This window comes from Enterovibrio makurazakiensis, from assembly GCF_050336585.1.
GTDB classification, from domain to species: Bacteria; Pseudomonadota; Gammaproteobacteria; order Enterobacterales; family Vibrionaceae; genus Enterovibrio; species Enterovibrio gelatinilyticus.
The window spans coordinates 18,123-41,145 of record NZ_JAKJSE010000037.1 but is presented as its reverse complement, the minus strand read 5'-3'; the positions used below and the strand labels follow the sequence as shown (position 1 = coordinate 41,145).

General features: G+C 48.4%; 18 protein-coding genes. 5 read left to right on the top strand and 13 right to left on the bottom strand.

Annotation, left to right across the window (positions count from 1 at the left end):
- Positions 1-9: 9 nt before the first annotated feature.
- Complete coding sequence (gene galK, locus L4D06_RS23240) at positions 10-1,170, bottom strand: galactokinase (RefSeq protein ID WP_429741696.1); 1,161 nt, start codon at positions 1,168-1,170, stop codon at positions 10-12.
- Between the two features lie 82 nt (positions 1,171-1,252).
- Positions 1,253-2,308: a UDP-glucose--hexose-1-phosphate uridylyltransferase gene (locus tag L4D06_RS23235; RefSeq protein WP_429741736.1), complete on the bottom strand. Its 1,056-nt coding sequence runs from the start codon at positions 2,306-2,308 to the stop codon at positions 1,253-1,255.
- Between the two features lie 352 nt (positions 2,309-2,660).
- On the opposite strand from L4D06_RS23235, the gene L4D06_RS23230 reads away from it, so the two are divergent.
- Positions 2,661-3,134 carry a hypothetical protein gene (locus L4D06_RS23230; RefSeq protein ID WP_274163701.1) on the top strand — a complete coding sequence of 158 codons (474 nt, stop codon included), beginning with the start codon at positions 2,661-2,663 and terminating at the stop codon, positions 3,132-3,134.
- A gap of 124 nt (positions 3,135-3,258) precedes the next feature.
- On the opposite strand, the gene L4D06_RS23225 is transcribed toward L4D06_RS23230, so the two are convergent.
- From L4D06_RS23225 to L4D06_RS23195, 7 genes are all read right to left on the bottom strand, one after another.
- Positions 3,259-3,963, bottom strand: coding sequence for a VC0807 family protein (locus L4D06_RS23225; RefSeq protein WP_274163702.1), 705 nt, complete (start codon positions 3,961-3,963; stop codon positions 3,259-3,261).
- A 219-nt stretch (positions 3,964-4,182) separates the two neighbouring features.
- Entirely contained in the window at positions 4,183-5,361 is a 1,179-nt protein-coding gene (locus L4D06_RS23220; RefSeq protein ID WP_429741693.1) for a M24 family metallopeptidase, read from the bottom strand.
- A gap of 39 nt (positions 5,362-5,400) precedes the next feature.
- Entirely contained in the window at positions 5,401-6,744 is a 1,344-nt protein-coding gene (locus tag L4D06_RS23215) for a TRAP transporter large permease (protein ID WP_274163704.1), read from the bottom strand.
- Positions 6,744-7,283, bottom strand: a complete 540-nt coding sequence (locus tag L4D06_RS23210; RefSeq protein ID WP_429741691.1) for a TRAP transporter small permease — start codon at positions 7,281-7,283, stop codon at positions 6,744-6,746. The genes L4D06_RS23215 and L4D06_RS23210 overlap by 1 nt, the downstream gene beginning before the upstream one ends.
- A 151-nt stretch (positions 7,284-7,434) precedes the next feature.
- Positions 7,435-8,478, bottom strand: coding sequence for a TRAP transporter substrate-binding protein DctP (dctP, locus tag L4D06_RS23205; protein WP_429741689.1), 1,044 nt, complete (start codon positions 8,476-8,478; stop codon positions 7,435-7,437).
- A gap of 180 nt (positions 8,479-8,658) precedes the next feature.
- Positions 8,659-9,876, bottom strand: coding sequence for a M20 aminoacylase family protein (locus L4D06_RS23200; protein WP_429741687.1), 1,218 nt, complete (start codon positions 9,874-9,876; stop codon positions 8,659-8,661).
- A gap of 64 nt (positions 9,877-9,940) precedes the next feature.
- A complete protein-coding gene (locus tag L4D06_RS23195; protein WP_429741734.1) occupies positions 9,941-10,702 on the bottom strand; it encodes a maleate cis-trans isomerase family protein in 762 nt (253 codons plus the stop codon).
- Between the two features lie 291 nt (positions 10,703-10,993).
- Here L4D06_RS23195 and L4D06_RS23190 point away from each other — a divergent pair, with 291 nt between their 5' ends.
- Positions 10,994-11,485 (top strand): Lrp/AsnC family transcriptional regulator, encoded by a 492-nt coding sequence (locus L4D06_RS23190; protein WP_274163708.1) that lies wholly within the window; start codon positions 10,994-10,996, stop codon positions 11,483-11,485.
- Between the two features lie 83 nt (positions 11,486-11,568).
- Here L4D06_RS23190 and L4D06_RS23185 read toward each other — a convergent pair whose 3' ends face one another.
- Both L4D06_RS23185 and ppsR read right to left on the bottom strand, forming a co-directional pair.
- The gene (locus L4D06_RS23185; RefSeq protein WP_429741685.1) at positions 11,569-12,759 is read right to left on the bottom strand and encodes a diaminopropionate ammonia-lyase; all 1,191 of its coding nucleotides are present in this window, start codon (positions 12,757-12,759) and stop codon (positions 11,569-11,571) included.
- A 297-nt stretch (positions 12,760-13,056) separates the two neighbouring features.
- Positions 13,057-13,890 carry a posphoenolpyruvate synthetase regulatory kinase/phosphorylase PpsR gene (gene ppsR, locus L4D06_RS23180; protein ID WP_274163710.1) on the bottom strand — a complete coding sequence of 278 codons (834 nt, stop codon included), beginning with the start codon at positions 13,888-13,890 and terminating at the stop codon, positions 13,057-13,059.
- 175 nt (positions 13,891-14,065) lie between these two features.
- On the opposite strand from ppsR, the gene ppsA reads away from it, so the two are divergent.
- Positions 14,066-16,435: a phosphoenolpyruvate synthase gene (gene ppsA, locus L4D06_RS23175; protein ID WP_429741683.1), complete on the top strand. Its 2,370-nt coding sequence runs from the start codon at positions 14,066-14,068 to the stop codon at positions 16,433-16,435.
- A gap of 108 nt (positions 16,436-16,543) precedes the next feature.
- Here ppsA and L4D06_RS23170 read toward each other — a convergent pair whose 3' ends face one another.
- Positions 16,544-16,969: a PACE efflux transporter gene (locus tag L4D06_RS23170; protein WP_429741681.1), complete on the bottom strand. Its 426-nt coding sequence runs from the start codon at positions 16,967-16,969 to the stop codon at positions 16,544-16,546.
- Between the two features lie 130 nt (positions 16,970-17,099).
- On the opposite strand from L4D06_RS23170, the gene L4D06_RS23165 reads away from it, so the two are divergent.
- A complete protein-coding gene (locus tag L4D06_RS23165) occupies positions 17,100-17,999 on the top strand; it encodes a LysR family transcriptional regulator (protein ID WP_429741679.1) in 900 nt (299 codons plus the stop codon).
- Between the two features lie 134 nt (positions 18,000-18,133).
- Here L4D06_RS23165 and L4D06_RS23160 read toward each other — a convergent pair whose 3' ends face one another.
- Positions 18,134-20,698 (bottom strand): YncE family protein, encoded by a 2,565-nt coding sequence (locus L4D06_RS23160; RefSeq protein WP_429741677.1) that lies wholly within the window; start codon positions 20,696-20,698, stop codon positions 18,134-18,136.
- Between the two features lie 423 nt (positions 20,699-21,121).
- Here L4D06_RS23160 and L4D06_RS23155 point away from each other — a divergent pair, with 423 nt between their 5' ends.
- Positions 21,122-22,978, top strand: coding sequence for an MFS transporter (locus tag L4D06_RS23155; RefSeq protein WP_429741675.1), 1,857 nt, complete (start codon positions 21,122-21,124; stop codon positions 22,976-22,978).
- Positions 22,979-23,023 lie beyond the last annotated feature (45 nt).

The window sequence follows — 23,023 nt, the reverse complement described above, 5'->3', positions numbered from 1 at the left end:
CTCCGTTCCTTACAGAACTTCTACCAGCCCTGCGCCATCTTTTGCCTGACACACGTAAATCGATGCCACCAAGCCCGTTTGCGCTTCGTAGTTGGTTTCTACCGCCGCTTTCACTTCATCAACCAATGTCGGTGGAATAAGTGCGACAATACAGCCGCCAAAGCCGCCGCCTGTCATGCGAACACCACCTTGCTTGCCAATTACGCCCTGCACAATATCTACCAATGCGTTCACTTCTTTTACCGTGATTTCAAAATCGTCTCGCATTGACGCATGAGACGCCGCCATCAACTCGCCCAATTGCTTGATATCACCACCTCTCAAAGCATTCGCCGCCGCCAACGTACGATCATTTTCGGTGATCACATGTCGGGCACGTTTCGCGACAAGCGGATTAAGATCGCCCGCGCGCGCATTGAACTGCTCAATCGTCACGTCACGTAGCGCTTTTACACCAAAAATACGCGCCGCTTCTTCACACTGCTCCCGACGGGTGTTGTATTCGCTATCAACCAAACCACGCTTCTTATTGGAGTTGATGATCACTACCACCACGTCTTCCGGCACCGGAACCAATTGGGTTTCCAATGTGCGGCAATCAAGCAACATTGCATGATTTCTTTTGCCTTCCGCTGAGATCATTTGATCCATGATGCCGCAGTTACAGCCAACAAAATCGTTTTCCGCTTGCTGACCATTTAAGGCAATCTCTGCTTGAGAAATATCCAGTTGATATAGCGCTTTAAACGTTTGCCCTACCACCACTTCTAGCGCAGCAGAAGAACTCAAGCCTGCGCCTTGCGGAACGTTCCCGCTTACCGAAATGTCAGCGCCACTGAACACAAAGCCACGATCTAGCAAGCATTTAACGACACCACGAATATAGTTCGCCCACATTTTCCCTTCTTGGAAGGTGATGTCTTTAGAAAGGTCAAATTCGTCCAAGGCATTATCAAAGTCGACAGAAACAACGCGCACTATGTTGTCATCACGCTTGGCTGCAGCCACCATGGTTTGATAATTGATCGCACATGGCAGAACAAATCCGTCGTTGTAATCCGTGTGTTCACCAATCAAATTCACGCGCCCAGGGGCTTGCACAATGTGCGTGGGCGAGTAGTGAAAAATCTTCTCAAAAGACGCTTTCACATTTTGGATGAGATCAGACATGTTTATCGCTCTTATGAAATTTCAAACTACGTGGAGCCCGCCCGTATAAGACAAGCCCTCTGAATTCGGTATTGCTATGTGCTTATTCTTGCTCTTTATAGTGCACGTCACTGACCTCTCGTAAGCGCTGTGCCGCCTGTTCTGCGGTCAGGTCACGCTGGCTTTCCGCCAACATCTCATAACCCACCATAAACTTGCGAACCGATGCGCTCCGTAGCAATGGCGGATAGAAAAGCGCATGCAATTGCCAATGTTCAATATCTGTCCCTTCATCAAAGAATGGCGCGTAATGCCAACCCATCGAGTACGGAAAGGAACATTGAAATACGTTGTCATAGCGACTGGTCAGTTTCTTAATGGCAATCGCCAAATCATCGCGCTGTTCATCACTCAATTCGCTCATACGACGAATGTGCGTTTTTGGCAGCAACAGGGTTTCAAAGGGCCACGCGGCCCAATAAGGCACAACAGCAACCCAATGCTTGGTTTCAACCACCACGCGAGCGCCATCTTTCAATTCGGCATTCACATAATCCACAAGCAGATTAGAGCCTTGCTCTTGATAGTACGCGTTTAAATGGCGTTCTTTGCGCTCAATTTCATTGGGTAAAAAGCTGTTTGCCCAAACTTGTCCATGAGGGTGCGGCTGCGAACAGCCCATGGTTTCGCCTTTGTTTTCGAATGCTTGCACCCAAACAAAATTTTTACCCAGTTCTTCGATTTGCTCGTTCCACGTATCAATAACACCACGAATGCTTTCAAGCGGAAGCTCAGGCAGCGTTTTGCTGTGATCAGGCGAGAAACAGATAACGCGACTTAACCCACGAACGCCTTGGGTTTTGAACAGCAGACTATCCGATTCGGGCGCATCCGGTGATTCCACCATTAACGCAGCAAAATCGTTATTGAATACGTAAGTCCCTTGGTAGTCGGGATTTTTGTCGCCAGACACTCGCTTGTTCGTCGGACACAGAAAACACTGTTTGTCATAGCTCGGTAACGCTTGTGAGGATGGCTTTTCGTCTTGACCACTCCACGGTCGTTTAGCACGATGTGGAGATACAAGGATCCATTGACCAGTTAGCGGGTTATACCGTCGATGTGCGTGATCAACAGGGTTAAATTCAACATTCGACATCGTCATTACTCATCCATTTGTCATGATTACATCAGCGCCATTTTGAGCAGGATTCGGGATAACCACACCAATAAATCAGAGATGGCGTCGGCGTACCGAACGTTTACGCATGCCAATGTAAACGTTTCCATCGTTAGAGTATAATACACTCAACCAGTAATGCAGCCCTTTCGTCTACATCAAACAATTTTGGAGTTAAAACCACACCACTCACCAAACCAAATAAGCCGCCCCTCGGCTTAATACGCCCGTCGTTGATTGACCTTTTGACTCCTCGTCTAACATAACGTACACCCTAGTCACTGATTTTCATCCAATCTTTAGCCATGGCAAACGTGATTGATGGAGCAACATGATGTGGGAAGTGTTAACGGAAGCCGTCGACCTTCTATCCAAAGTGGCACAAACAGGCATCGCGGGGTTTGGTGCGTGGTTAGCGTGGAAAGCCTTCTTGAAAGAAGACAGTCAAGAATCAGAAGTCGTGGACGAGAACGCGCCCATTAACCCCGATGTCGAAGATATTAAGCTGTTTGAAACCAGTAACCAAACCACATGGCTTAAGAAAACAATCAACGGTATTGAGTGTCATTTGGATGACCGACGTCCAAACAAGCGCAGCGGTCACCGGTGGACACTTTCTAGAGAAATGGCGAGAAACATTCTTCAAAACGGTGACATTTACGTCAACCCCGGCATCAAGATCAGCAGCGGTCAAATCTCTATTGGCACACATACCAACTGGTTATATTCAAAACGCCTATTCCCCGACCCTGCGGGCTTACACCATCGTGTGGTCGAATTGCTAAGAGCCGTTGCGGTTGAATAGATTTGAGCGATGGCACGATGGATGAGTGTGATATGAGGCAATGTTGATTCGGTGCAGAGGCGAGTCAGTGGCGATTGTTGATGGACTAGGACGAGACTAAACTCGCCCTAGCCTTTCGGAATACTTACTTCGACGAACTGTTCGCCAACACTTCTTCCAGTTTCAACCCTGTCAGATCGTGAATGGTGCGCCACAAGTAGTAGAAGATACCCATCATCATGATAGTGGATGGCAGTGCAATCATTGGGTAGCTGTATAAGGTCAACTGACCCAATTGCTCATTAAACTCCGGCGTCCCAGCAGGGCTAGTGACAATCCACTTAGCAAGAATGAAATTCATCGTGGCTGAAAACGCAAATGAACCCGCAACAAGATATGTCGCTTTCATCAAACGGCTTTCAAACGCTGCCATGCTATTTCGCATATGAAGCTGTTGATTGATCTTCTCAACATCCATCACGGACGGGTTGAAAAGTAATGCCTTCACTAATGGGGAAGACGTGAAGGTTGAACCCAGTACAGCAAGGCCAATCGCGGCAGGGATAGCAGCTTCTTTTATCGCGAGCCATTTGGTATCTAGCTCAAGTAAGCCAATACCGCCCGTCAGTAATACGTTGGCTAAGCCTAACAGCGCGATGAAGTTAAATTTTCTATATTTAACAAGCTCAAATAACCCCCACCCAAGCGGGAAGCTAAGGGCGACAATCAAACCACCGCTTGCACCTAAATCATTTTCTCCGCTTAGTTTCATGAGAACAAAAGCCGGAATGACGATGCTGACGACAAGGTCGACCATCGGGCGTGGTTTATGTGTTGGAGCATTGTTCATGATGACGTTGTTTCCAGACTAAATTCGAATGCTGTTCCAATACTATCGAATGGAGAATTCATTGGGTAGTTTTCTTCCTCCCCTTTTTTGTTCGAATTCGTTTCTGATCGACCAATTCCCCTTGCTATTAGTCATCGCTGATTGAATTAAATCATCAAACTAAGCAACTGAACTTGGCCTTCTAGCTAGAAGTTGTAGCTAGACCATTAAACCCACTGATCAGATAAGCGGCATCGTCTGCCATGTTCTGTCATGCAGCAGTTCGCAACCAGATTCAGTGATCACGATGTTGTCTTCATGCACCATCATCTTGTTGGGTGCAAACGCCATTCCTGGCTCAAGCGTTAACACCATGCCCGCTTTCAACTCTACGTCGCCATTCGGCACATGCGAGGGCCACTCGGTAAGCTGCATCCCCAACCCATGCCCCATTCTGCCGACATCGTTACCCAGTGCACCGCCTTTTTCTAGCTCCGTCCACATTGCTTGCCACACATCGCCTGTGGTGCAACCTGGCGCAGCGATATTCAGCCCGGCCTCAGTGGCGGCATAGACCGCGTCATAGGCGCGTAATGTGTCGGAATCGACATCACCAAATCCGAAATTCCGGTCAAAATCGCAGAAGTAGCCATCAAAGTTTGCGCCTGTATCGATGATCAAAACATCGCCGTCATTCAGCACACGGTCGGTCGGACCCATGATGATGTTGTCATACCCACCCAGTCCTGAAGATGAAATCAAATACGGGCAGTTATCGGCCCCCAAACGCAACATTTCGAGGTGCATGGCTTTACACGCCTCACGCTCTGTCATGCCTGCTGAAAGATGACCACGAAGATACTCAAAACCCGCCGCAGCAACGCCGCATGCAAAGCGCACTTTCTCTATTTCGGCCTGCGATTTAATGCTGCGAATCTCCCGCACACTACTCGATACATCCACCAGTTCGTGGTGCATCAAAATCTGCTGCAATGCGACAAAGTTTTGTGCAGGCATGCGTAAATGCGTTTCAGGCCCCAACATCGCACCCACTCGGCGGAAGCGTGTACTGACCTCTGCCAAGGTTGTTGCCAACAAAGAGATGCCGTCATCCTCTGGACGCGGCGAAGGCCAGCTTCTTACGTCTTCAATCCATGTTTGGTCAAACCCAGAGACCCCAATTTCTGGCACCACAGCGATAGGCTTCCCTTCCGCGGGCACCACCAAAAACCAAGGGCGTGTAGGGCTCTCCCAAAACTGGGATTTAAAGCCACTCAAATATCGAAACTCGGGTTCGGTGGTGAAGAACACCGCATCCACCTGCTGTTCACGCATGTGTTTCTGCAATTGCAATGTTCTATGTTCAAACTCAACCACTGCGAAGCCACGCACTGGCGCCACTAGGGGCTTTGTTGGCATATTGGTTTCCTTTTCGTTGATGCGCTATTTAAGTATGGCCTAACCGAATAATATGTCTCTTGGTAGCAATGCGATGCTCGGAAAGAAAATCAGCAATGCCGACATGAATAAAAGAATGAGAAAGAACGGCAATGTCCCGCGGATCACCTCTAGATAAGGACGTTCAAATATCGCAATTGCCGTGAAAATGTCACAGCCAAATGGCGGTGTTGCTGAACCAATCGCCATTTGCAAGGTGATCAGAACCCCAACGAGGATAGGGTCGAGCCCTGCAGCATTGACGATCGGCATGAAGATAGGCGTTAGAATCAACAACACCACCAGCGAATCAACAAACATACAACCAACGAAGAATGCCAAGGCAATAACAAACAAAATGTACTCAGGCGACGCACTGCTTAAATCCAGCGGCGCGAGCAAATCTTGAGGAATTTGTTCAAACGAGATGTACCAAGAGAATGCCTGCCCGACCCCTACCAACACGAATACCACTGCCGTGATCAAGCCTGTGCTTAGTGCCGCATCACAGATGTCTTTCACACCCAGTATGCGATAGAAAACGCACTCAACAATGATGGCGTAAAGCACGGCAAAAGACGCCGCTTCCGTTGGTGTCACAACACCCGAGTAGATCCCGCCGATGATGAGCGCAGGAAAACCCAGCGGTAAAATGGCTTTCTTGATGGCCTCGATCTTCTCAGCCGTATTCGTTTCTTCCACCAAGCTGATGGAATCAGCATGTTTTGCACTGTAGAGGTAGCTATAAATCGCGAAGAAACCCGTTAGCACGATGCCCGGCCCAATACCCGCAATAAACAACTCGCCGACACTGGCATTGGCTAATGTGCCATACAAAATCAGGCCAATACTTGGCGGAATAAGAAAAGCGATATCACTGGCATTGATGATCAACGCCATCACGAAGCTGTCTTTGTAGCCGGCTTGCAACAGCTTGGGGCGCATGATCTGCCCCACCGACACCACCGTCGCTTGCGTGGAGCCTGAGACCGAACCAAACAAAGTACAACTGATACACGTGGTGATCGGCAAACCGCCACGAAGGTGTCCAACAAAGGCTTGAATGAGGCCCAGCAGGTTATAAGCCGTATGGCCTCGCGTCATGATGTCGGCGGCCAAAATGAACATGGGCACCGCAATCAAGGCATTTGGGGAAATGCCCGTGACCATTTGCTGAATCAGCACTTCGGGGTCCACTTGTGAAAAGTGAATCAAACCAATCAATGCGCCAACCGCGAGCGGCACCACCATTGGAAAGCTCAGAAAAAGCAGCACAACCATGACAGAAACGAGGGTAAAGGTGATCACATAGATATCGAGTTCACCTGCGATAATGTCACCAAAAAACTGTATTACTTCGTTCATTACAATGCGCTCCCTTTGTCGGTTTTATCTTCCGTGACATCAAAAGACACATAGATTTCTTTATGAAGCAGGTTCATGGCAAAGCTCATGGCGTACTGCAACCCCGCCATGGCAAAACCAACAGGAATAATGGCGTAGATGTAATAAACCGGCATTTGCAAAGCGGGACTGAGGCGGTTGATGTTCTTGAGCTCTATTACATAGAACACTGACAAATAGGCGAGATAAAACAAGAGTAGCGAGGTCGTTAGCGCAATCACTGTGGTTAGGATTTTTTTGGCGCGCTGGCTTAGTGAATCATAAACCGCCGTCATGCGAATGTTCCGCCCTTTTCGAACGGCATAGGCAAAGCCAATAAAGGTGACGCCAACGATAAGAAACTGATTCAGTTCCTCGGAAAAGAAAATGCTTTTGTTAAACGCGTAGCGACCGATGGCATTTGCCGTGGAATTCACCATCATGGCGATAATGCCTGTCATGATCAAAAAGCGCTCAAGCTTCTCGGTGATCAGGCTAACCTTCTTCAACAGATTTTTCATAAAACGTCCTTCACTCGCATCAGCAATACTTCTCGAGCACTCGTTGAAAGCCGTTGCTTTGTAAAAAGGAAATACGCGCGATGGTCTGTGAGTGTTGTCAGAACATCGCGCATACTCGTCAGCCCATGTTTATTCGCTCATGGGCCAACACTTACTTCGCAGTTGATGCTGCGTCGACTTCACTTAGCAAGTTTTGAAGGATGTTTCGTGCACCCTCACGCGCCGCGTCTTTTTGGTCCTCAGGGTAAGCGTTCGCCACCACATCGTAATAAGTGCCGTGGAGGTTTTCGCTCAATGCCTTGAAGCGATTGCGCTCTTCTTCCGTTAACACCACCACTTGCATATCAGGGCGTTCTTTGAGGATTTTCTCCATGTTTTCGCTGTTAATGCGGATTTGGTAGTCGTATGCCGCTTTATCTGCCGCCTTAATCGCTTTACGGATCATGGCTTGTTTCTCTTCAGACAAACCGTTAAACCACTCACTGTTGGTCGACACGGTACCCACGTAAGGTTGTTGGCCTGGGAACATCAAAAAGTCCTGCACTTCATGCCACTTAGCGTTGTAGATGAAGTAAATCGGGTTCACCATGCCATCAATGGTTTTCAACTGCAGCGAACCGTACACTTCTCCCCAAGATAATGGGGTCGGCGTTGCACCAAACGTTTTGTAGGTTTCAACAGGGATGGTTGAGGTAAAGGTACGGATCTTCTGATCGGCAAAGTCTTCTGGTGAACGCACAGCTTTGTTTGCGCCCCACACCATTTCGCCTTCTGACATCATGGAGAGCAGTTTCAAATTCACGCTCTCGAATTTTGGTGCGAGTTCGTTGTAAATGGTTGGGCTGCTTGTCAGCACCTTGTGTGTGATTTCTTCGTCTGTACCCAACACATATGGCAGACTCACCGCTTGTACTTCTGGGACATAGGAGCCTAAGTGCCCAGATCCCACAGACACGAATTGAATCGTACCTTTGGCGGCTAGTTCAACGATGTCATTCTCTGTACCAAGCTGACCGTAGTAGTAAATACGAACACGAATATCACCGTCCGATTCTTTCTTGATCACCTCGGCAAATTTCTGCGCATAAATGTCCTGCACGTCCGTTTTATCTTCCTCAGACGCAAACTTCCATGTTTCAGCGTGGGCACTGAAAATCATGCCTAAACTCAGTAGTGCTATGCCAAATCGCTTCATCCTTTACTTCCTTATTATCGCTATTTACTGAGCTCTTTAGCGAAATTTTCGCCGCACGAATGCCCCCAAGTGATAAGGCTCATTGAGAGACTCTTCACTCAGACACAGGTCACTCAGAGATGTGGGTGATTAAGGGTTTACTTCATATCTCGATCTTTCTGTTTTGCAGCTTCAGTTGAGTCAATTCACCATGGCGTCACCCAAACGGTCATTGACCAGCTGTATCCAATAACGCGCACCTAGGGGGAGAATGCGGTCATTGAAATCGTATTTCGGATTGTGGAGGGCACAGCCTCCAATAGATTCAGTCCCGTTACCCAATAGGACATAGCAGCCCGGTTTCACACGCAGCATGCTGGAGAAATCTTCAGAGATGGTCAGCGGCTCGCATTCAGCATTCACGTTGTCAGTGCCCAATACTTTCCGTGCGGCTTCAACGGCGTACACCGTTTGTTGTTTGGCATTCACTGTGGGGTAAAACGTATTGGTGAACGTAAAGGTATGGCTTGCGCCAGCGGCCTGACAAATCCCTGCCACGATTCGCGCCATGCTTTCTTCAAGACGGGCAAGCGTGGCTTCCGTAAAACATCGGCAGTCGCCTTTTATGGTTACTTGGGTGGGAATGACGTTCACTGTGCCGTCGGTAATAAACTCGGTGGCAGACACAACAGCGGTTTCACTGATGGCGCTAAGATTGCGCGACACGACCGTTTGCAGGGCAAGGATCACTTGTGCGCCAACCACCATTGGGTCAATCCCTTGATGCGGCAGCGCTGCGTGTCCACCAACACCTTTGATGGAAATTTCAAAGCCGCTCTCGCTCGCCATCAATGAACCTGGGCGAACCATAAGCTCACCCTCGGCAAGGCCTGGAAAGTTGTGAATTCCATAGACTTCATCAATCGAAAAGCGCTCAAACAAGCCATCATCAATCATGGCTTGAGCGCCACAGCCATGCTCTTCATCAGGTTGAAAAATGAAATAGACTGTACCGTTAAAACTGGGGCTCTGTGCCAAATAAAACGCCGCGCCGAGCAACATGGCAGAGTGCCCGTCGTGACCACAGGCATGCATTTTTCCATCATGTTTTGAGCAGTGCGCGAAGGTGTTTTGTTCATGAATATGCAGCGCATCCATGTCAGCACGCAGCCCAATGCTTGCATCACTGTCGCCGCTGCGAAGGATGCCCACCAGCCCACTTTTACCCACGTTTCGTTCAACCTGAATACCAAAGCTTTCTAGTTTTTCTGCAATGAAATCCGCCGTAAGATTGACGTCAAATCCGCACTCTGGAAATTGATGTAAGTGGCGCCGCCATGTTGTCATGTCCGTAATCAGTTGCTCTGACAAAGACGGCCCTGATTTCAATGAAGGTGATCCCGAAGAAGGCAATGACATTGTGTGCGCTCCGTAAGTCGTCATTAATAAAACATCCCTATTTCAGACAATAGAAACAGATGCGCTATTGCGCGAGATACTGCTCTAACAACACACCAAACCCTTCAATGGGTTTTGGGTATTTCAATAAGCGCAACGAATGCCACACCAGCACCTGGTTACTGCTCACTACAGGTTTATCGAGCGCCAATTCAACGCGCTTCAAGACATGGGTTGCGCGCAAAGCAGTGCAGGAGATAAACAATAAGTCCGCCTCTGGGTCGCAGTTCGAAATCGCAGCCTGCGCGATGTCTTCTGGCGAGATATAAGTCATGGCGGTGTCGTCTTCAAAGCCGAACCCTGCAATGTTTAGTACCTCATAACCTTCTGCCGAAAACGTCGCTGCCATCTCGCGGTTCACGGCCTCAGTGTATGGCGTCAAAATGGATAGCTTTTTCGCCCCCAAGACATTGAATGCACACAATGCGGCAGTCACCGGATTCGTCACAGCAACCTTTGGACGTGTTTGATGCACGAGTTCTGTCACGCGATCGCTGCCTATCGCCACGGTTCCCGAGGTGCAGGCATAAATGATCACGTCTAAGTCGGTGTTGGGGAGGATGCTGTCAGCGGCTTTACTGATACCCGGCGCCATGGTGCGCAGATTTTCAACCGTGAGTGGGTTGACGTTTCTTACACGGCTGGTGAAGGCACGCACATCGCTGGGGTAGATGCTGTTAAGGTCTTGCTCAATATTGAAATCTGTCGCCAACGCAATCACGCCAATCCGTCCTAACGGTGCGAGGTGCTCTAACTCATACGCGGGTACTAAGGTTTTAACCTGCATCTCATCCATGTCTTTAAACTCATATCTCAGAATTAACGTCTCAATATCCAAACGCCGATTTGATCATTACATTTCCTTCACAAGTGCAATAATCACCCGAGGAGTTTGAAGAAAATCCTAATAAAGAAGACAAGGAATGAAGAAAATCCGCATTTTTTATGCGCTATAGTCATTTTTTAGTAGCGGAGAAAAAACGAGGCGCTAACAAGACATTAACTTCCCTATCTTGTCTTAAAGATGAACGCATCACGCTCCCATTATTAACACCGACTTTCTAAGGACAGAATCAATATGGCGCACTCTTCCTCCTCGGCGATAGACAACTTTGATCGAAAAATACTAAACATCGTTCAAGCGTCAAATCGAGCAACGTCTGACTACATTGCCGACCAAGTCGGGCTTTCTCCCGCTGCCGTTCAACGTCGCTTAAAGCGCATGCGAGAACACAAAGTCATTCGTTCGGATGTATCAGTGGTTGACCCCAAAGCCTTGGGCTACGCAATGACGTTTGTTGTGCAAGTGACGCTGGAAAGAGAGCGCGTGGATTTGATGCACAACTTTAAAAAGGAAATGAAAGCCAATCGCTCAGTACAGCAGTGTTATTACGTGACAGGAAGTTCGGATTTCATTCTCATTGTGACAGCGGCAGATATGGCAGGGTATGACACCTTCACCCGAGAAGCCTTCTTCGATAACGCGAACATCAAAAGCTTTCAAACCAATGTGGTGATGGACCCTGTCAAAGTGGGTCTGTCCGTGCCGATTGATGAGCACGCAGAGTAAGCATTTTCCTGTTTTTTAAAAGAAAGCGGCGCGAAAACGAGCCGCTTTTTGACGTGAATGTCTCGTCATTATTTGGCTAACGCTTAGCCAACAAGTTCTCGGTAAAGCTCAGGATCTGTAGCACCTTCAGTGCCTAACACCAACACACGGCTGGTGCTGTCTAACCCCAATTTGTTTGCAAATTCAGGCGATCGATTCGCAATGATCGCTGCAGCATACCCTGGCACTGCCGATTCGCCCGCTTCAATGGCAGGCTCGGTGTCGTAGCCTTTCGCCAATATTCTCATCGCTTCTGGAATAGCCTCTTCACTGATCGTCATAAAATCATCAGCGCCATTGGAGAGGATCGTCCACGCCAAACTAGAGACTTCGCCACAAGCAAGCCCTGCCATCAAAGTCTCTAAGTCACCCAACACTGCCACCGGTTTTCCTGCTTTGGCACTTTGCTGAAGGCAGTTTGCTTTTTCTGGCTCAACGATAACGAATCGAGGACGCGCCTCACCCCATACATCCCAGAAATACCCGCATACCGCAGACGCCAAGCCCCCTACGCCACCTTGCACAAAGACATGAGTGGGAACTTCGCCATCCAGTTGCTCAACAATTTCAGACAACATGACGGTGTAACCCAATGCCACGTCTTTCGGGATCTCCATATAACCTTCGTAAGAGGTATCTGACACGATAACGCGGTCGTACTTTTTCGCTTCAACATCAGCTGTTCGCACCGATTCGTCATAGTTTCCCGCAATGCGAATTACCTGCGCGCCAAACGCTTCCATCGCTTCCTTACGCCCTTCAGACACATCGCGATGAATGTAAATAATGCACTGACAACCAAACATTTGGGCGCCCCAAGAAACCGAGCGTCCGTGGTTGCCATCGGTCGCGCAGCTTACCACCACGTCTGCCGCTTCTTTCTGCCATTTGCCAGCCAGCAAATCATCAATAGTGGGCATCTCGCCATGGCGTGCTTGCAGTACAAGTTGAAGCTGTCGGGCTACTGCATACGCGCCGCCCAAGGCTTTAAAGCTTTTTAAACCAAAACGCTGTGACTCATCTTTGTACCAGAGCTTACCCAGCTTCGACGCGGCTGCCGTGGCACTTAAATCATGTAGCGGGGTAACCGCATATCCCGGCCAGCGAGTAATATCTCGAATCGCCGTTTGTGCATGTTCAACACTTAACACCGAACGCTGCTCTGCGCTGTAAGCGTGCTTGGCAGACGCAAGAGGATTTAAAAAATGAGTAAGTGTCCCTGACAGTTTCAGCATGCTTATGACGTCCTTTTCCTATCGGTAATGCACAAGTTCACGTGCTTGATAGTAAAAAGTTTACAGAGAGCCCACGCGCAGATTCTGTATTCTTGCCCTAGGACGTGAGGATTATGTGCAGTTTCTATAATGTGCTTGCGGGATTTATGCGCCGTCACCAAGTCGCATTTCACCGCTTGATGCAGAATCACGCGCCCCTTGATTTGCGTTTTGTCTGAGCTCAATTTGAGCCAACAAAAAGCCCATCTGGTTGAGTTTGTTCAACACAGATGGGCTTTGGGTTTTATTAAAGCGGACTCAGAACAAACGGCGTTTAAGCCCTGTTTTCTCGAGCACACGCGTGGTGATTTCTTCAACAGACAGTGCGGTGGTGTTGATGTAAGAAATCGCTTCGCGGCGAAACAGTGACTCAATGGTGTTCACTTCTTGCTCGCACTGTTCTGTGCTGGCGTATTCACTGCCTGAAAGCCGATTCTCGCGGATTTGGGTCAATCGCGCTGCGTCTATCGTCAAACCAAACAGCTTGTGTCGATGAAATTCAAATTCAGGCAACAAGCGCAGCATCTTCATGTCTTCCGCGATAAAAGGGTAATTCACTACCCGCAGGCCAAACTGCATCGCCATGTACAAACTGGTTGGCGTTTTCCCGCTTCGAGACACGCCTAGTAGGATGATGTCAGCATGTTCGAGATCTCTCAGCGACACCCCATCATCATGGGCCAAGGTATATTCGATGGCAGAAATACGGTCGAAATAGGTATCTGAATCCTTCCCTACACTGCGAGAGCGCTGCAATTTCGGCTTCGGTTCTAGCTGAGTATCTTCCGCGACCCGTTGCACCATGCTTTCCAGCACATCATAAAAAAATGCTGGGGCCTCCATCAGGCGTTCACGGATCTCTGGGATCACCATGGAAAAGAAAACCAGCGGCTTCACGCCATCACGTTCGTAAGAATGCTGAATCCGTTTTAGCAGCTCGCAAACCTTGTCTTCAGTTTCGACGAAGGGAAAGGTTTTTTCATTCGCCTCAAATGCAAATTGCCCCAAAACGACATGTCCTAACGTCTCGCATGTGATGGCTGTCCCATCCGAAACATAGAAGACGTCTCGACTTTGAATTTCTTTGTGCATAGATGGTTAATCTTCTCGCAAATTTTTCATAGGATATATACACAACGATAACAATAACAACACTCGGCAAGCTACTTGTGTCTCCACAGCTTTTAAAACTCATCGTGGTTTTATTCGTTGAGAGGCCAAGATTGCCACTAAAATCCCAATTGCTGCACTATTTCTGGAGAAAGAAATGCAAAAGAACACCCTGTGGTTCGATTCCCTATCAATGGATGATGTCGACAAAGTCGGCGGCAAGAATGCGTCCCTCGGCGAAATGGTGTCAAACCTCGCCAACGCGGGCGTATCCGTGCCAAACGGGTATGCAACCACCTCGTATGCGTTTAACCAGTTTCTTGATTTTGAAGGGCTGGACGAGCGCATTCATCAGATTCTTGATGAACTCGATGTTGAAGACGTCGATGCACTGCGCCAAGCCGGCGCCACTATTCGACAATGGGTATTAGATGCCCCCTTCCCTGCAGATCTTGAGCAGGATATTCGTGATAACTATGAAACGTTAGTTGATGGAAATTCGGAGCTTTCTGTCGCTGTGCGTTCCTCTGCCACCGCAGAAGATTTACCTGACGCCTCTTTCGCGGGTCAGCAAGAAACTTTCCTCAATGTGAAAGGCATTGATGCGGTACTAGAAGCCACCAAACACGTTTTCGCGTCCCTCTTTAACGACCGCGCTATCTCTTATCGTGTTCACCAAGGGTTTGACCACCGTGGTATCTCGCTGTCTGCGGGTATTCAACGCATGGTGCGTTCTGACCAAGCCTCATCAGGCGTGATGTTCACGCTGGACACCGAATCTGGCTTTGACCAAGTCGTGTTCATCACCTCTTCATGGGGATTGGGTGAAATGGTCGTGCAAGGCGCAGTAAACCCTGATGAGTTTTACGTGCACAAGCCGCTTCTTGAAGCCGGCACGCCTGCCGTAGTGAAACGCACCTTTGGTTCCAAACTTATCAAAATGATCTATGCCGACAGCCAAGTGATTGGCAAACAGGTCGAGATCGTTGATACCTCTCCAGAAGAACAAAACCAGTTCTCACTCACTGACGATGAAATTGCGGAATTAGCCAAACAAGCGATGATCATCGAAAAGCACTACCAACGTGCAATGGACATTGAGTGGGCAAAAGACGGCATCGACGGCAAGCTATACATCGTGCAAGCGCGCCCAGAAACCGTGTGTTCACAGAAGAACGGCAACATCATCGAACGCTATGAGCTGAACGACAAAGCCGGTGTGCTGGTTGAAGGCCGCGCGATTGGTCAACGCATCGGTAGCGGTGGCGTGCGCGTTGTTGCTTCGCTTGATGAAATGTCATCCGTGCAAGAAGGCGACGTGCTGGTGACCGACATGACAGATCCCGATTGGGAACCTGTGATGAAGAAAGCGGCAGCGATTGTCACTAACCGCGGTGGACGTACGTGCCACGCTGCCATCATTGCGCGTGAGTTAGGCATTCCCGCCATCGTCGGCTGTGGCGATGCCACCAGTAAGCTCAGTGATGGCCAAGAAGTCACCATTTCGTGTGCGGAAGGCGAAACCGGTTATGTCTACGAGGGAAAACTCGATTTCGTGGTGCGTCAATCCGCAGTAGATGAACTGCCATTGCTGCCCACCAAAGTGATGATGAATGTCGGTAACCCTGACCGCGCGTTCGATTTCGCACAAATTCCAAACGAAGGCGTTGGCCTTGCGCGTTTGGAGTTCATCATCAATAAGATGATCGGCATTCACCCGAAAGCCCTGTTGAACTTTGACGCGCAGAGCGACGAGCTGAAAGCAAAAATCAACTCACGCATTCGTGGCTACAAAGACCCCGTCGATTTCTATGTCAGCAAGCTGACAGAAGGGATCGCCACCATCGCAGCCGCGTTCTGGCCGAAGCGCGTTATCGTACGTATGTCCGATTTCAAATCGAACGAGTACAGCAACCTGATTGGTGGTAGCGAGTTTGAACCGCACGAAGAAAACCCTATGTTGGGCTTCCGCGGCGCATCGCGTTACATCTCGCCGGTGTTTGAAGATTGCTTCGAGTTGGAAACGCAGGCCATCAAGCGTGTGCGCAATGACATGGGGCTCAAGAACGTTGAAATCATGATCCCATTCGTTCGCACCACAGGTGAAGCGGCAGAAGTGAATGACTTGTTGGCGAAGTTCGATCTCCGCCGTGGCGAACAAGGTCTGAAAGTCATCATGATGTGTGAACTGCCATCAAACGCCGTACTTGCGGATGATTTCTTAAAGTACTTTGACGGCTTCTCGATTGGTTCGAACGACATGACACAGCTAACGCTGGGCTTGGATCGTGATTCAGGGGATGTCGCGCACTTGTTTGATGAACGCAACCCTGCAGTGAAAGCCATGCTAAAAATGGCGATTGATGCCGCGACACGTGCTGGCAAATACGTCGGCATTTGTGGTCAAGGCCCGTCAGATCATGACGACTTAGCTGAATGGCTCATGGCGCAAGGCATTAGCTCAGTGTCATTGAACCCAGATACGGTCGTCGATACCTGGACCAAGCTCGGAAAAGTTGCCAAGTAACGCTAGGTATTTCGCACTAAACCAAACCTAACAAAAGCCCGCCGCTCTGGTTAACTATTTTCCGTTAACAGCGCGACGGGCTTTTTCTCATTTCAATTGCCGTTAACGTTACACGCTCACCTGACGTTGCTGAACGATGAATACGCGAGTGTGGTCGTAAATCAGATTAAACAAAAATGCGTAAATCGTAATGAAGATAGTCACCCCAATGTCCATGATAAACGCATCCCACAGGTTCACATTCAACAAGTAAGCCATGACCGGAATGGTGAAAAATAGTAGCCCACCTTCAAACAGCAATACATGAGATACCCTCGTGCCAAATGAGCGTTCTGTTTTCTCACCCTTCACAAAGTAATCAAATGTCAGGTTAAAAAAGTAATTCCAAATCATGGCGATTGTCGCCACAACTATCATAGTTCCTGATAACGCTTTAAGATCGTGATCGGTAAAGATAGATAAGCCAATCACCGAGAAAGTGATAGCAAGCGCTTCAAACAAAACTGAGTGAAAAATACGTTCTAAGGTAGTCATAAGGTAACTCAAAAAGAAAGATAGCCAAGATTTCGAAGTGGCGATTATGGCAGGCAAAAACCATAAACAAAGTTAACAGCCATCACGATTAATGATAGCTTGAGCGTACAGGTTTTTTCTTGGTGTCATCATGTACAGCTTCGAACAATTAAAGATATTCGTCACCGTCTGCGAAAGTGGCTCCTTCTCTGCAGCCGCACGCAAATTGAAGCGCGCCCAATCTGGCGTTAGCCAAGCCATCGCAAACCTTGAAATCGCCATCGATCAGGAGTTGTTTAACCGAGAGAAAAACACCCCGGTTTTGACGGAAAATGGAAAGGCACTGTTACCCATCGCCCAGTCCATTCTTCATCAACAAAAGTACTTCGATCAGAAAGTCGAATCTTTGACCCAAGAACACGAACATGAAGTGGTGATTGCCGTCGATGAAAGTCTGCTCGACGAGAACCTGATTGCTATTCTTGCGCCGCTCTGTGACGCCTTTCCTATCACGCATTTCGACATCATCACGGCTTCTACGTTTGATGTGGAAGACTTGGTGCGAGACGGCAAAGCGCACGTGGGGATCATCTATGCTGACGGTGAATTAAAAGTGGACATGGATTTCTTTCTGCTTGGGCAAGCACGGTTTCTTACCATTGCCGCACCTCGTCATAAATTGACCGAACTGCCTGTTGTTCATGATGCGGATTTAAAGCGATACCGACAATGCGTTCATCGCAGCGCAGAGCACAAAGAGCTTTGGTTCAGCTACGGCATCAGTTCAAAAGTCTGGTACGCCAACACTCACCAAACCTTGGTGAGTCTCGTCAGTAAAGGTGTGGGTTGGGCGAACGTCCCCGAACTGTCTGCAAAGCCCATGATCCAACAAGGTAATGTTATTGCCCTACCCGTCGCCCATGAACACACTGGGTGGATGACCTCAGTGGGGTGCTTAGTTTCGCGTCGCCACGCCGTCGGCCCCGTGCTTGAAAAAGTGATTCAAGCGCTTCAAAGCACGAGTTTTATTAATGACCACTGGGAAAGTTGAGTGGGTTAGCAAAGGATGAGGACACTTTATGTAGTTTATCTACCCTGCCGTTTCAACTAACAGCTAATGCTGTACTAAGAGACAAAAAAAGGGTCGCATTTCGCGACTCTTTTTTTATGTCATTACCAACAAAATTATAGTTTGAGTGGCAGTGCATTTTCTTGGAAATAACGCTCAACCACGTTCACGTTATCCACTGGTCTAGGTTTACGAAGATGTTCCGCGACACTGTTATGCAGCTGATCTTGTGGTGATTTGTAGAATGCGTTGATTTCATCATCCAGATACGGAAGATTTTGCTGACGGATCATCATTTGATGGATGTCATGCGTCATACGCTGTAAGCCACGTGCTTCGTTGGCAAAGCTGCTGTCATGCGAGCCCCAATGGTGGCCGAACTCGTGTCCAACAACACCGATACCTGAGCTGTAGTAGTGAGCGTAGTAGAACCAAGTATCAATACCCAGTACATCACCGCCGCCTAAGCCACCACCGATAGTCGAGACCCCTAAGCGCAAAGAGCTACGATCCATAAACGCTTGATAGTATCGCTCGTAATCTGCTGGGGTAAAGTTGCCGCCAGGGCCATCGATAGGGCCAGCGTTACCGAAGAACTCTTCCTGCCCCTGACCGATACTGGCCTTGTAGTTAAACCACAGATGTTCGAATTCAGGGCTATTCATCACATAGGCATAATTTGCCATGATGATCATCCACTCACGTGCATATGGCGGCGTGATCATCCCCCAGTTACCCGGATTTTCACCCGAGCCATAGGTACCAAAGTGCAAACGCCATTTTGATTTGAAATCAGTGATTTTCTTTACAAATTCATCGGTTTTCGATGTCAGACGAATATCAATCAAATCTTTTGGCAGGTAGTCGAGTTCATTAAAGCCCATTACCACCACTGACTGCTCACCAGAGACCGTCGGATAGTTGTAGCTATCCTCAAACGTATGATCCAGTTTGAATGACGAGAATGGGTCAAGGTCAACCAGTGAACCCAGTTTAATCCACGGCGTATTCTTACCGATTCTCGCTTCCACCGTCAGATCTTGCGTGCGCTGCGCCACGTAACTGATGATTTCCAAGCCATCAAGGTGCTGCTTGCCAGACAACAGACGGTCTACGCGAACACTGTGGTTTTGCGTCAGGCTTTCCCAGCTTTCACCGTCAAACAACAGGGGTGTTTTAACCACTTCTGGCGCATACAAATCAAAGTCAACAGGCTGCTCCCATGATGGGTATTTATCGACATACACATCCAGTTTGTTTATCTCACTCAGCAGCACAGTTCGGCCTTGAAGCATCGCAAGCGTGTCGTTTTCAACAGCAAGGTCGAAAGATGCTGAGGTAGACTCTTCTGCGTTAGTTTGTGCATTCAGGTAGGTTCTAAACTCGTGAACAGTTGGGCTAACCACACCGTTCTCACCAAATTCAAGACTACCCGCACTGAACTGCTCGATCTGACCTTGGCTAGTGCCCACGAAAATATCACCGTTGGCAGACTCATAAACGTTACGGCGTGAAGTACGGTTAAAGACTTTCTCCGCATCAACCAGCACATCACTCGCTTCAATGTGGGTGATGTCGAAAACGTACGTCTTGCTGTTGTCGAAGCTAGCAATCAGTTCATTGCCTACAACTTCCAACTTCACATTTGACCAAATACTGTTGCTATCAGGCAGGCTCAGGAACGCATGCTTGGTGGTGCGCTTGTGGTTTTCTGTCGTGACATCACTTTGCAGGTACACTGAAATTTTACCCGTGATGTCTGCAACAAAGACATAGTCGTTATTGGCAGCAACAGCTGACGGGTGAGTCAGGTTTTTGTCGAAGGTGTTGCCACCCCATTGCCCAGTACCCAACGACATAATGATGGAATCGTCACGGGTATCGTAGATATCAACACGGTTTGAAGAAAGTGATGCAACATACAGACGACCATTGTGTTCAGTCACGTCGCTGACCACGCGGTAAGATTCTTGTGTGCCGTTAAAAGTAAAACCAGTGATAGGAGCCAGCGCTCGCTGCGTATTCAGATCGTAGCGTACGATGTGTGAATAACCGCTGTGAGTGTTACCCACATAAACTTTGCCATTGCTAACAGCAACAGACTCTGGTGCGAAGTCTGATTCGCTTTCGTAGCCAAAGGTGGCGAAATCTAGCTTCTTAGCCTTGCCCAGATAAGCGAGTTGTTCATGGCTTTCGTTTTCTTCTAGCGCACAGCTTTCCGTTTCTTTTACAAAAACGGATTTAGGATCGAAATGCGCCCCCGTACTGTACGGTTGATAGGCCAGTTGGCACCCCTGCCCCACAGGCGCTTCATAGTCTCCATACAGACGATGTACTGCATTCACACCACGTCCATACTCCATCAATAACCAGTCGTTATCGAAGAACGAAAACACATGGCGAATGGCGTCTTCGTTGTGATAAGGAAACGGTAAATCAAAGTTCAAATAGTTCATGGCGTCGATTTCAAAACGTCGCCCATCGACCATAATATAGCGTTTACCATTCTCTAGAATGACATTGCCATCATCAGATGCGTATTCACGCAGTTCAAGCACGCGAGCTCGCATTTGCTGGAACATGAGGTCCATTTCATCCTGATATTCTTGTTGCGGTGCAGCTATCGACGTGGTGCTCACTATGAGCCCAGCAATCAGCGCGGTAAGGGCATGTTTTTTCATTATTATGGTCTCCATATAACCCAACGCGGAGTCTAAATTCTTCCTGTCTAAATTATTTTTTCTCAAAATTAAGACCTGACTGAAGATCACAATTCGCTGTACAGAATATTGCGCTTCCTGACTCAACATCACAGAGGTTATATCTAGAACACAAGCCCAAGCGACCGCATGTTAGTGAGATACGCTTTAGTGGTTACGAGAAGTGAGTGTTAAAGGGAGAGTGCTAGAGAAAGAATGTTTGAGGCGAAAACGCGTCTACTCCCCCCGCTAGAATTGAAGACTGTTTACGAAGGCTATTCCACCAAAGTTCCATCCACTGTTACCTTGGGTTTCTCATTATGTCACTCCTGCAGCGCCGCTGGTTTATGTGTACACATCACGTAAGGTGCAGTCATCTCAGTGAGTTGCATCAACGGAGCCAGCATGCTTTTCTCAAAACGATTTTTCCCTTACTTCATCACACAATGCCTTGGCGCACTGAACGACAACCTCTATAAAAACGTGCTGTTGTTGATGGTGACGTATAGCCAGATTGACGCACTGCCATTTTCTGTAGACCTGTTCATTAACCTCGCCGCTGGCCTTTTTATTCTGCCATTTTTCTTATTCTCTGCGCATGCTGGAGCAGTTGCTGACAGCATGGACAAAGCAACACTCATTCGCCGTTTGAAAATGGTTGAGCTGCTTATCATGACATGCGCGGCGGCCGCGATTCTGACCCAGAGCGTGGCACTTATGCTTGCTCTGCTTTTCATGACTGGTACGCAATCGGCCTACTTTGGCCCTGTAAAATACGCGCTGCTGCCTCAAGCGTTGAAGCCAGACGAACTAGTAAAAGGCAATGCATGGGTCGAGATGGGGACTTTCCTTTCTATTCTCATCGGCACACTGAGCGCTGGCCTGTTACTCGCGGTTCCAAACGGTACTTTCTTCGCATCATGCATTGTTGTCGCTCTGTCGGTGTTAGGTTTATTGAGTAGCCTTCGCATTCCTTCTATGCCGAGTAGGCATTGTAAGAAGGTACGTTTTGAACCGATTTTAGGGCTGAAGAAAACGCTGAAAGTAGCAAGGAAACAACGAGGCATTTGGATGTCTATTCTTGCCATTAGTTGGTTCTGGTTTATGGGCGCAGCCTATTTAACGCAGTTCCCTAACTTTGCACGTGAACACTTGCATGCCGACAGCACTGTAGTTTCATTGTTGCTCGCGCTCTTCTCGATTGGTGTCGCGGCAGGTTCATGGTTGTGTGAGAAGTTATCTTTCAACCATGTTGAGTTGGGTATTCTCCCCTTTGGCATTTTGGGATTAACGCTGTTCACGGGCGATTTGTTGTGGGCGGTTCCGAGTATCGAATCTTTCCCTGCTCAGTATTACAACGTGCAAGAGTTCTTAACACATTCGATGCACTACAGAGTGATGATTGACCTGTTCTTTGTTGGCGTGAGTGGCGGTGTGTTCATCGTTCCTTTGTATGCTTTCATTCAATCGCGCTCTTCCGATGGCGAATGTGCGCAATCAATTGCGGCGAACAACATCATGAATGCACTGTTTATGGTTGCGTCTGCGACGGTTTCAATTCTGGTGCTGAGTGTTTTAGATTTTTCAATTGTCGAGCTATTTGCTTTGATGGCATTGGGGAACTTTGTCGTCGCATTATTTGTTTACCGCCAAGTGCCTGAGTTCACGCAGCGCTTTATCAGTTACCTCCTCAGCCATTGCCTGTACCGTGTTTCGGTAAAGGGTCGCCAACACATTCCGGCAAAAGGCGCAGCCCTGATTGTCGCCAACCACGTCAGTTATGTTGATGCGCTGATTTTGATGGGGGCATCTACCCGCCCGGTGCGATTTGTGATGGACAAATCTATCAGTGAACTTCCGCTACTCAAATATGTGTTTCGCCATGCCGGTGTGATTCCGATCTGTTCAAAATACAAATGCGCAAAGACGTTCGAAGCCGCGTTCGAGCAGATTGATGACGCATTAAATAATGAGGAATTGGTCTGCATATTCCCAGAAGGTCGATTGACATCAGACGGTGAACTCGGCCAATTCAAAGCAGGCGTTGAGAAGATTTTGGCACGAACACCAACCTTGGTGGTTCCAATGGCACTCAAGGGGTTGTGGGGCTCGTTCTTTAGCCACAAAGGTGGGCACGCTCTCACCACTCGCCCCTCGCGCTTTTGGTCAAAACTTGAAGTGAACATTGGTGAGTCCATGCAATCAGATGGAGTCGACCGCCATGTGGCGCAGAAGCAGGTGCAGGACTTGCTTATCAACTAACTCGCTAAATTTTAGCAAGGGAGATAGCCCCACAATTCGGTGAGG

What these genes read in the sequence shown, in the direction of transcription:
- ppsR (WP_274163710.1), bottom strand. Translation starts at nt 13,890, where the DNA reads ATGCACAAAGAAATTCAAAGTCGAGACGTCTTCTATGTTTCGGATGGG.
- L4D06_RS23185 (WP_429741685.1), bottom strand. Translation starts at nt 12,759, where the DNA reads ATGCTGAAACTGTCAGGGACACTTACTCATTTTTTAAATCCTCTTGCG.
- L4D06_RS23160 (WP_429741677.1), bottom strand. Translation starts at nt 20,698, where the DNA reads ATGAAAAAACATGCCCTTACCGCGCTGATTGCTGGGCTCATAGTGAGC.
- L4D06_RS23200 (WP_429741687.1), bottom strand. Translation starts at nt 9,876, where the DNA reads ATGTCATTGCCTTCTTCGGGATCACCTTCATTGAAATCAGGGCCGTCT.
- galK (WP_429741696.1), bottom strand. Translation starts at nt 1,170, where the DNA reads ATGTCTGATCTCATCCAAAATGTGAAAGCGTCTTTTGAGAAGATTTTT.
- L4D06_RS23165 (WP_429741679.1), top strand. Translation starts at nt 17,100, where the DNA reads ATGTACAGCTTCGAACAATTAAAGATATTCGTCACCGTCTGCGAAAGT.
- L4D06_RS23170 (WP_429741681.1), bottom strand. Translation starts at nt 16,969, where the DNA reads ATGACTACCTTAGAACGTATTTTTCACTCAGTTTTGTTTGAAGCGCTT.
- ppsA (WP_429741683.1), top strand. Translation starts at nt 14,066, where the DNA reads ATGCAAAAGAACACCCTGTGGTTCGATTCCCTATCAATGGATGATGTC.
- L4D06_RS23220 (WP_429741693.1), bottom strand. Translation starts at nt 5,361, where the DNA reads ATGCCAACAAAGCCCCTAGTGGCGCCAGTGCGTGGCTTCGCAGTGGTT.
- L4D06_RS23230 (WP_274163701.1), top strand. Translation starts at nt 2,661, where the DNA reads ATGATGTGGGAAGTGTTAACGGAAGCCGTCGACCTTCTATCCAAAGTG.
- L4D06_RS23195 (WP_429741734.1), bottom strand. Translation starts at nt 10,702, where the DNA reads ATGCAGGTTAAAACCTTAGTACCCGCGTATGAGTTAGAGCACCTCGCA.
- L4D06_RS23225 (WP_274163702.1), bottom strand. Translation starts at nt 3,963, where the DNA reads ATGAACAATGCTCCAACACATAAACCACGCCCGATGGTCGACCTTGTC.
- L4D06_RS23190 (WP_274163708.1), top strand. Translation starts at nt 10,994, where the DNA reads ATGGCGCACTCTTCCTCCTCGGCGATAGACAACTTTGATCGAAAAATA.
- L4D06_RS23215 (WP_274163704.1), bottom strand. Translation starts at nt 6,744, where the DNA reads ATGAACGAAGTAATACAGTTTTTTGGTGACATTATCGCAGGTGAACTC.
- L4D06_RS23210 (WP_429741691.1), bottom strand. Translation starts at nt 7,283, where the DNA reads ATGAAAAATCTGTTGAAGAAGGTTAGCCTGATCACCGAGAAGCTTGAG.
- dctP (WP_429741689.1), bottom strand. Translation starts at nt 8,478, where the DNA reads ATGAAGCGATTTGGCATAGCACTACTGAGTTTAGGCATGATTTTCAGT.
- L4D06_RS23155 (WP_429741675.1), top strand. Translation starts at nt 21,122, where the DNA reads ATGCTTTTCTCAAAACGATTTTTCCCTTACTTCATCACACAATGCCTT.
- L4D06_RS23235 (WP_429741736.1), bottom strand. Translation starts at nt 2,308, where the DNA reads ATGTCGAATGTTGAATTTAACCCTGTTGATCACGCACATCGACGGTAT.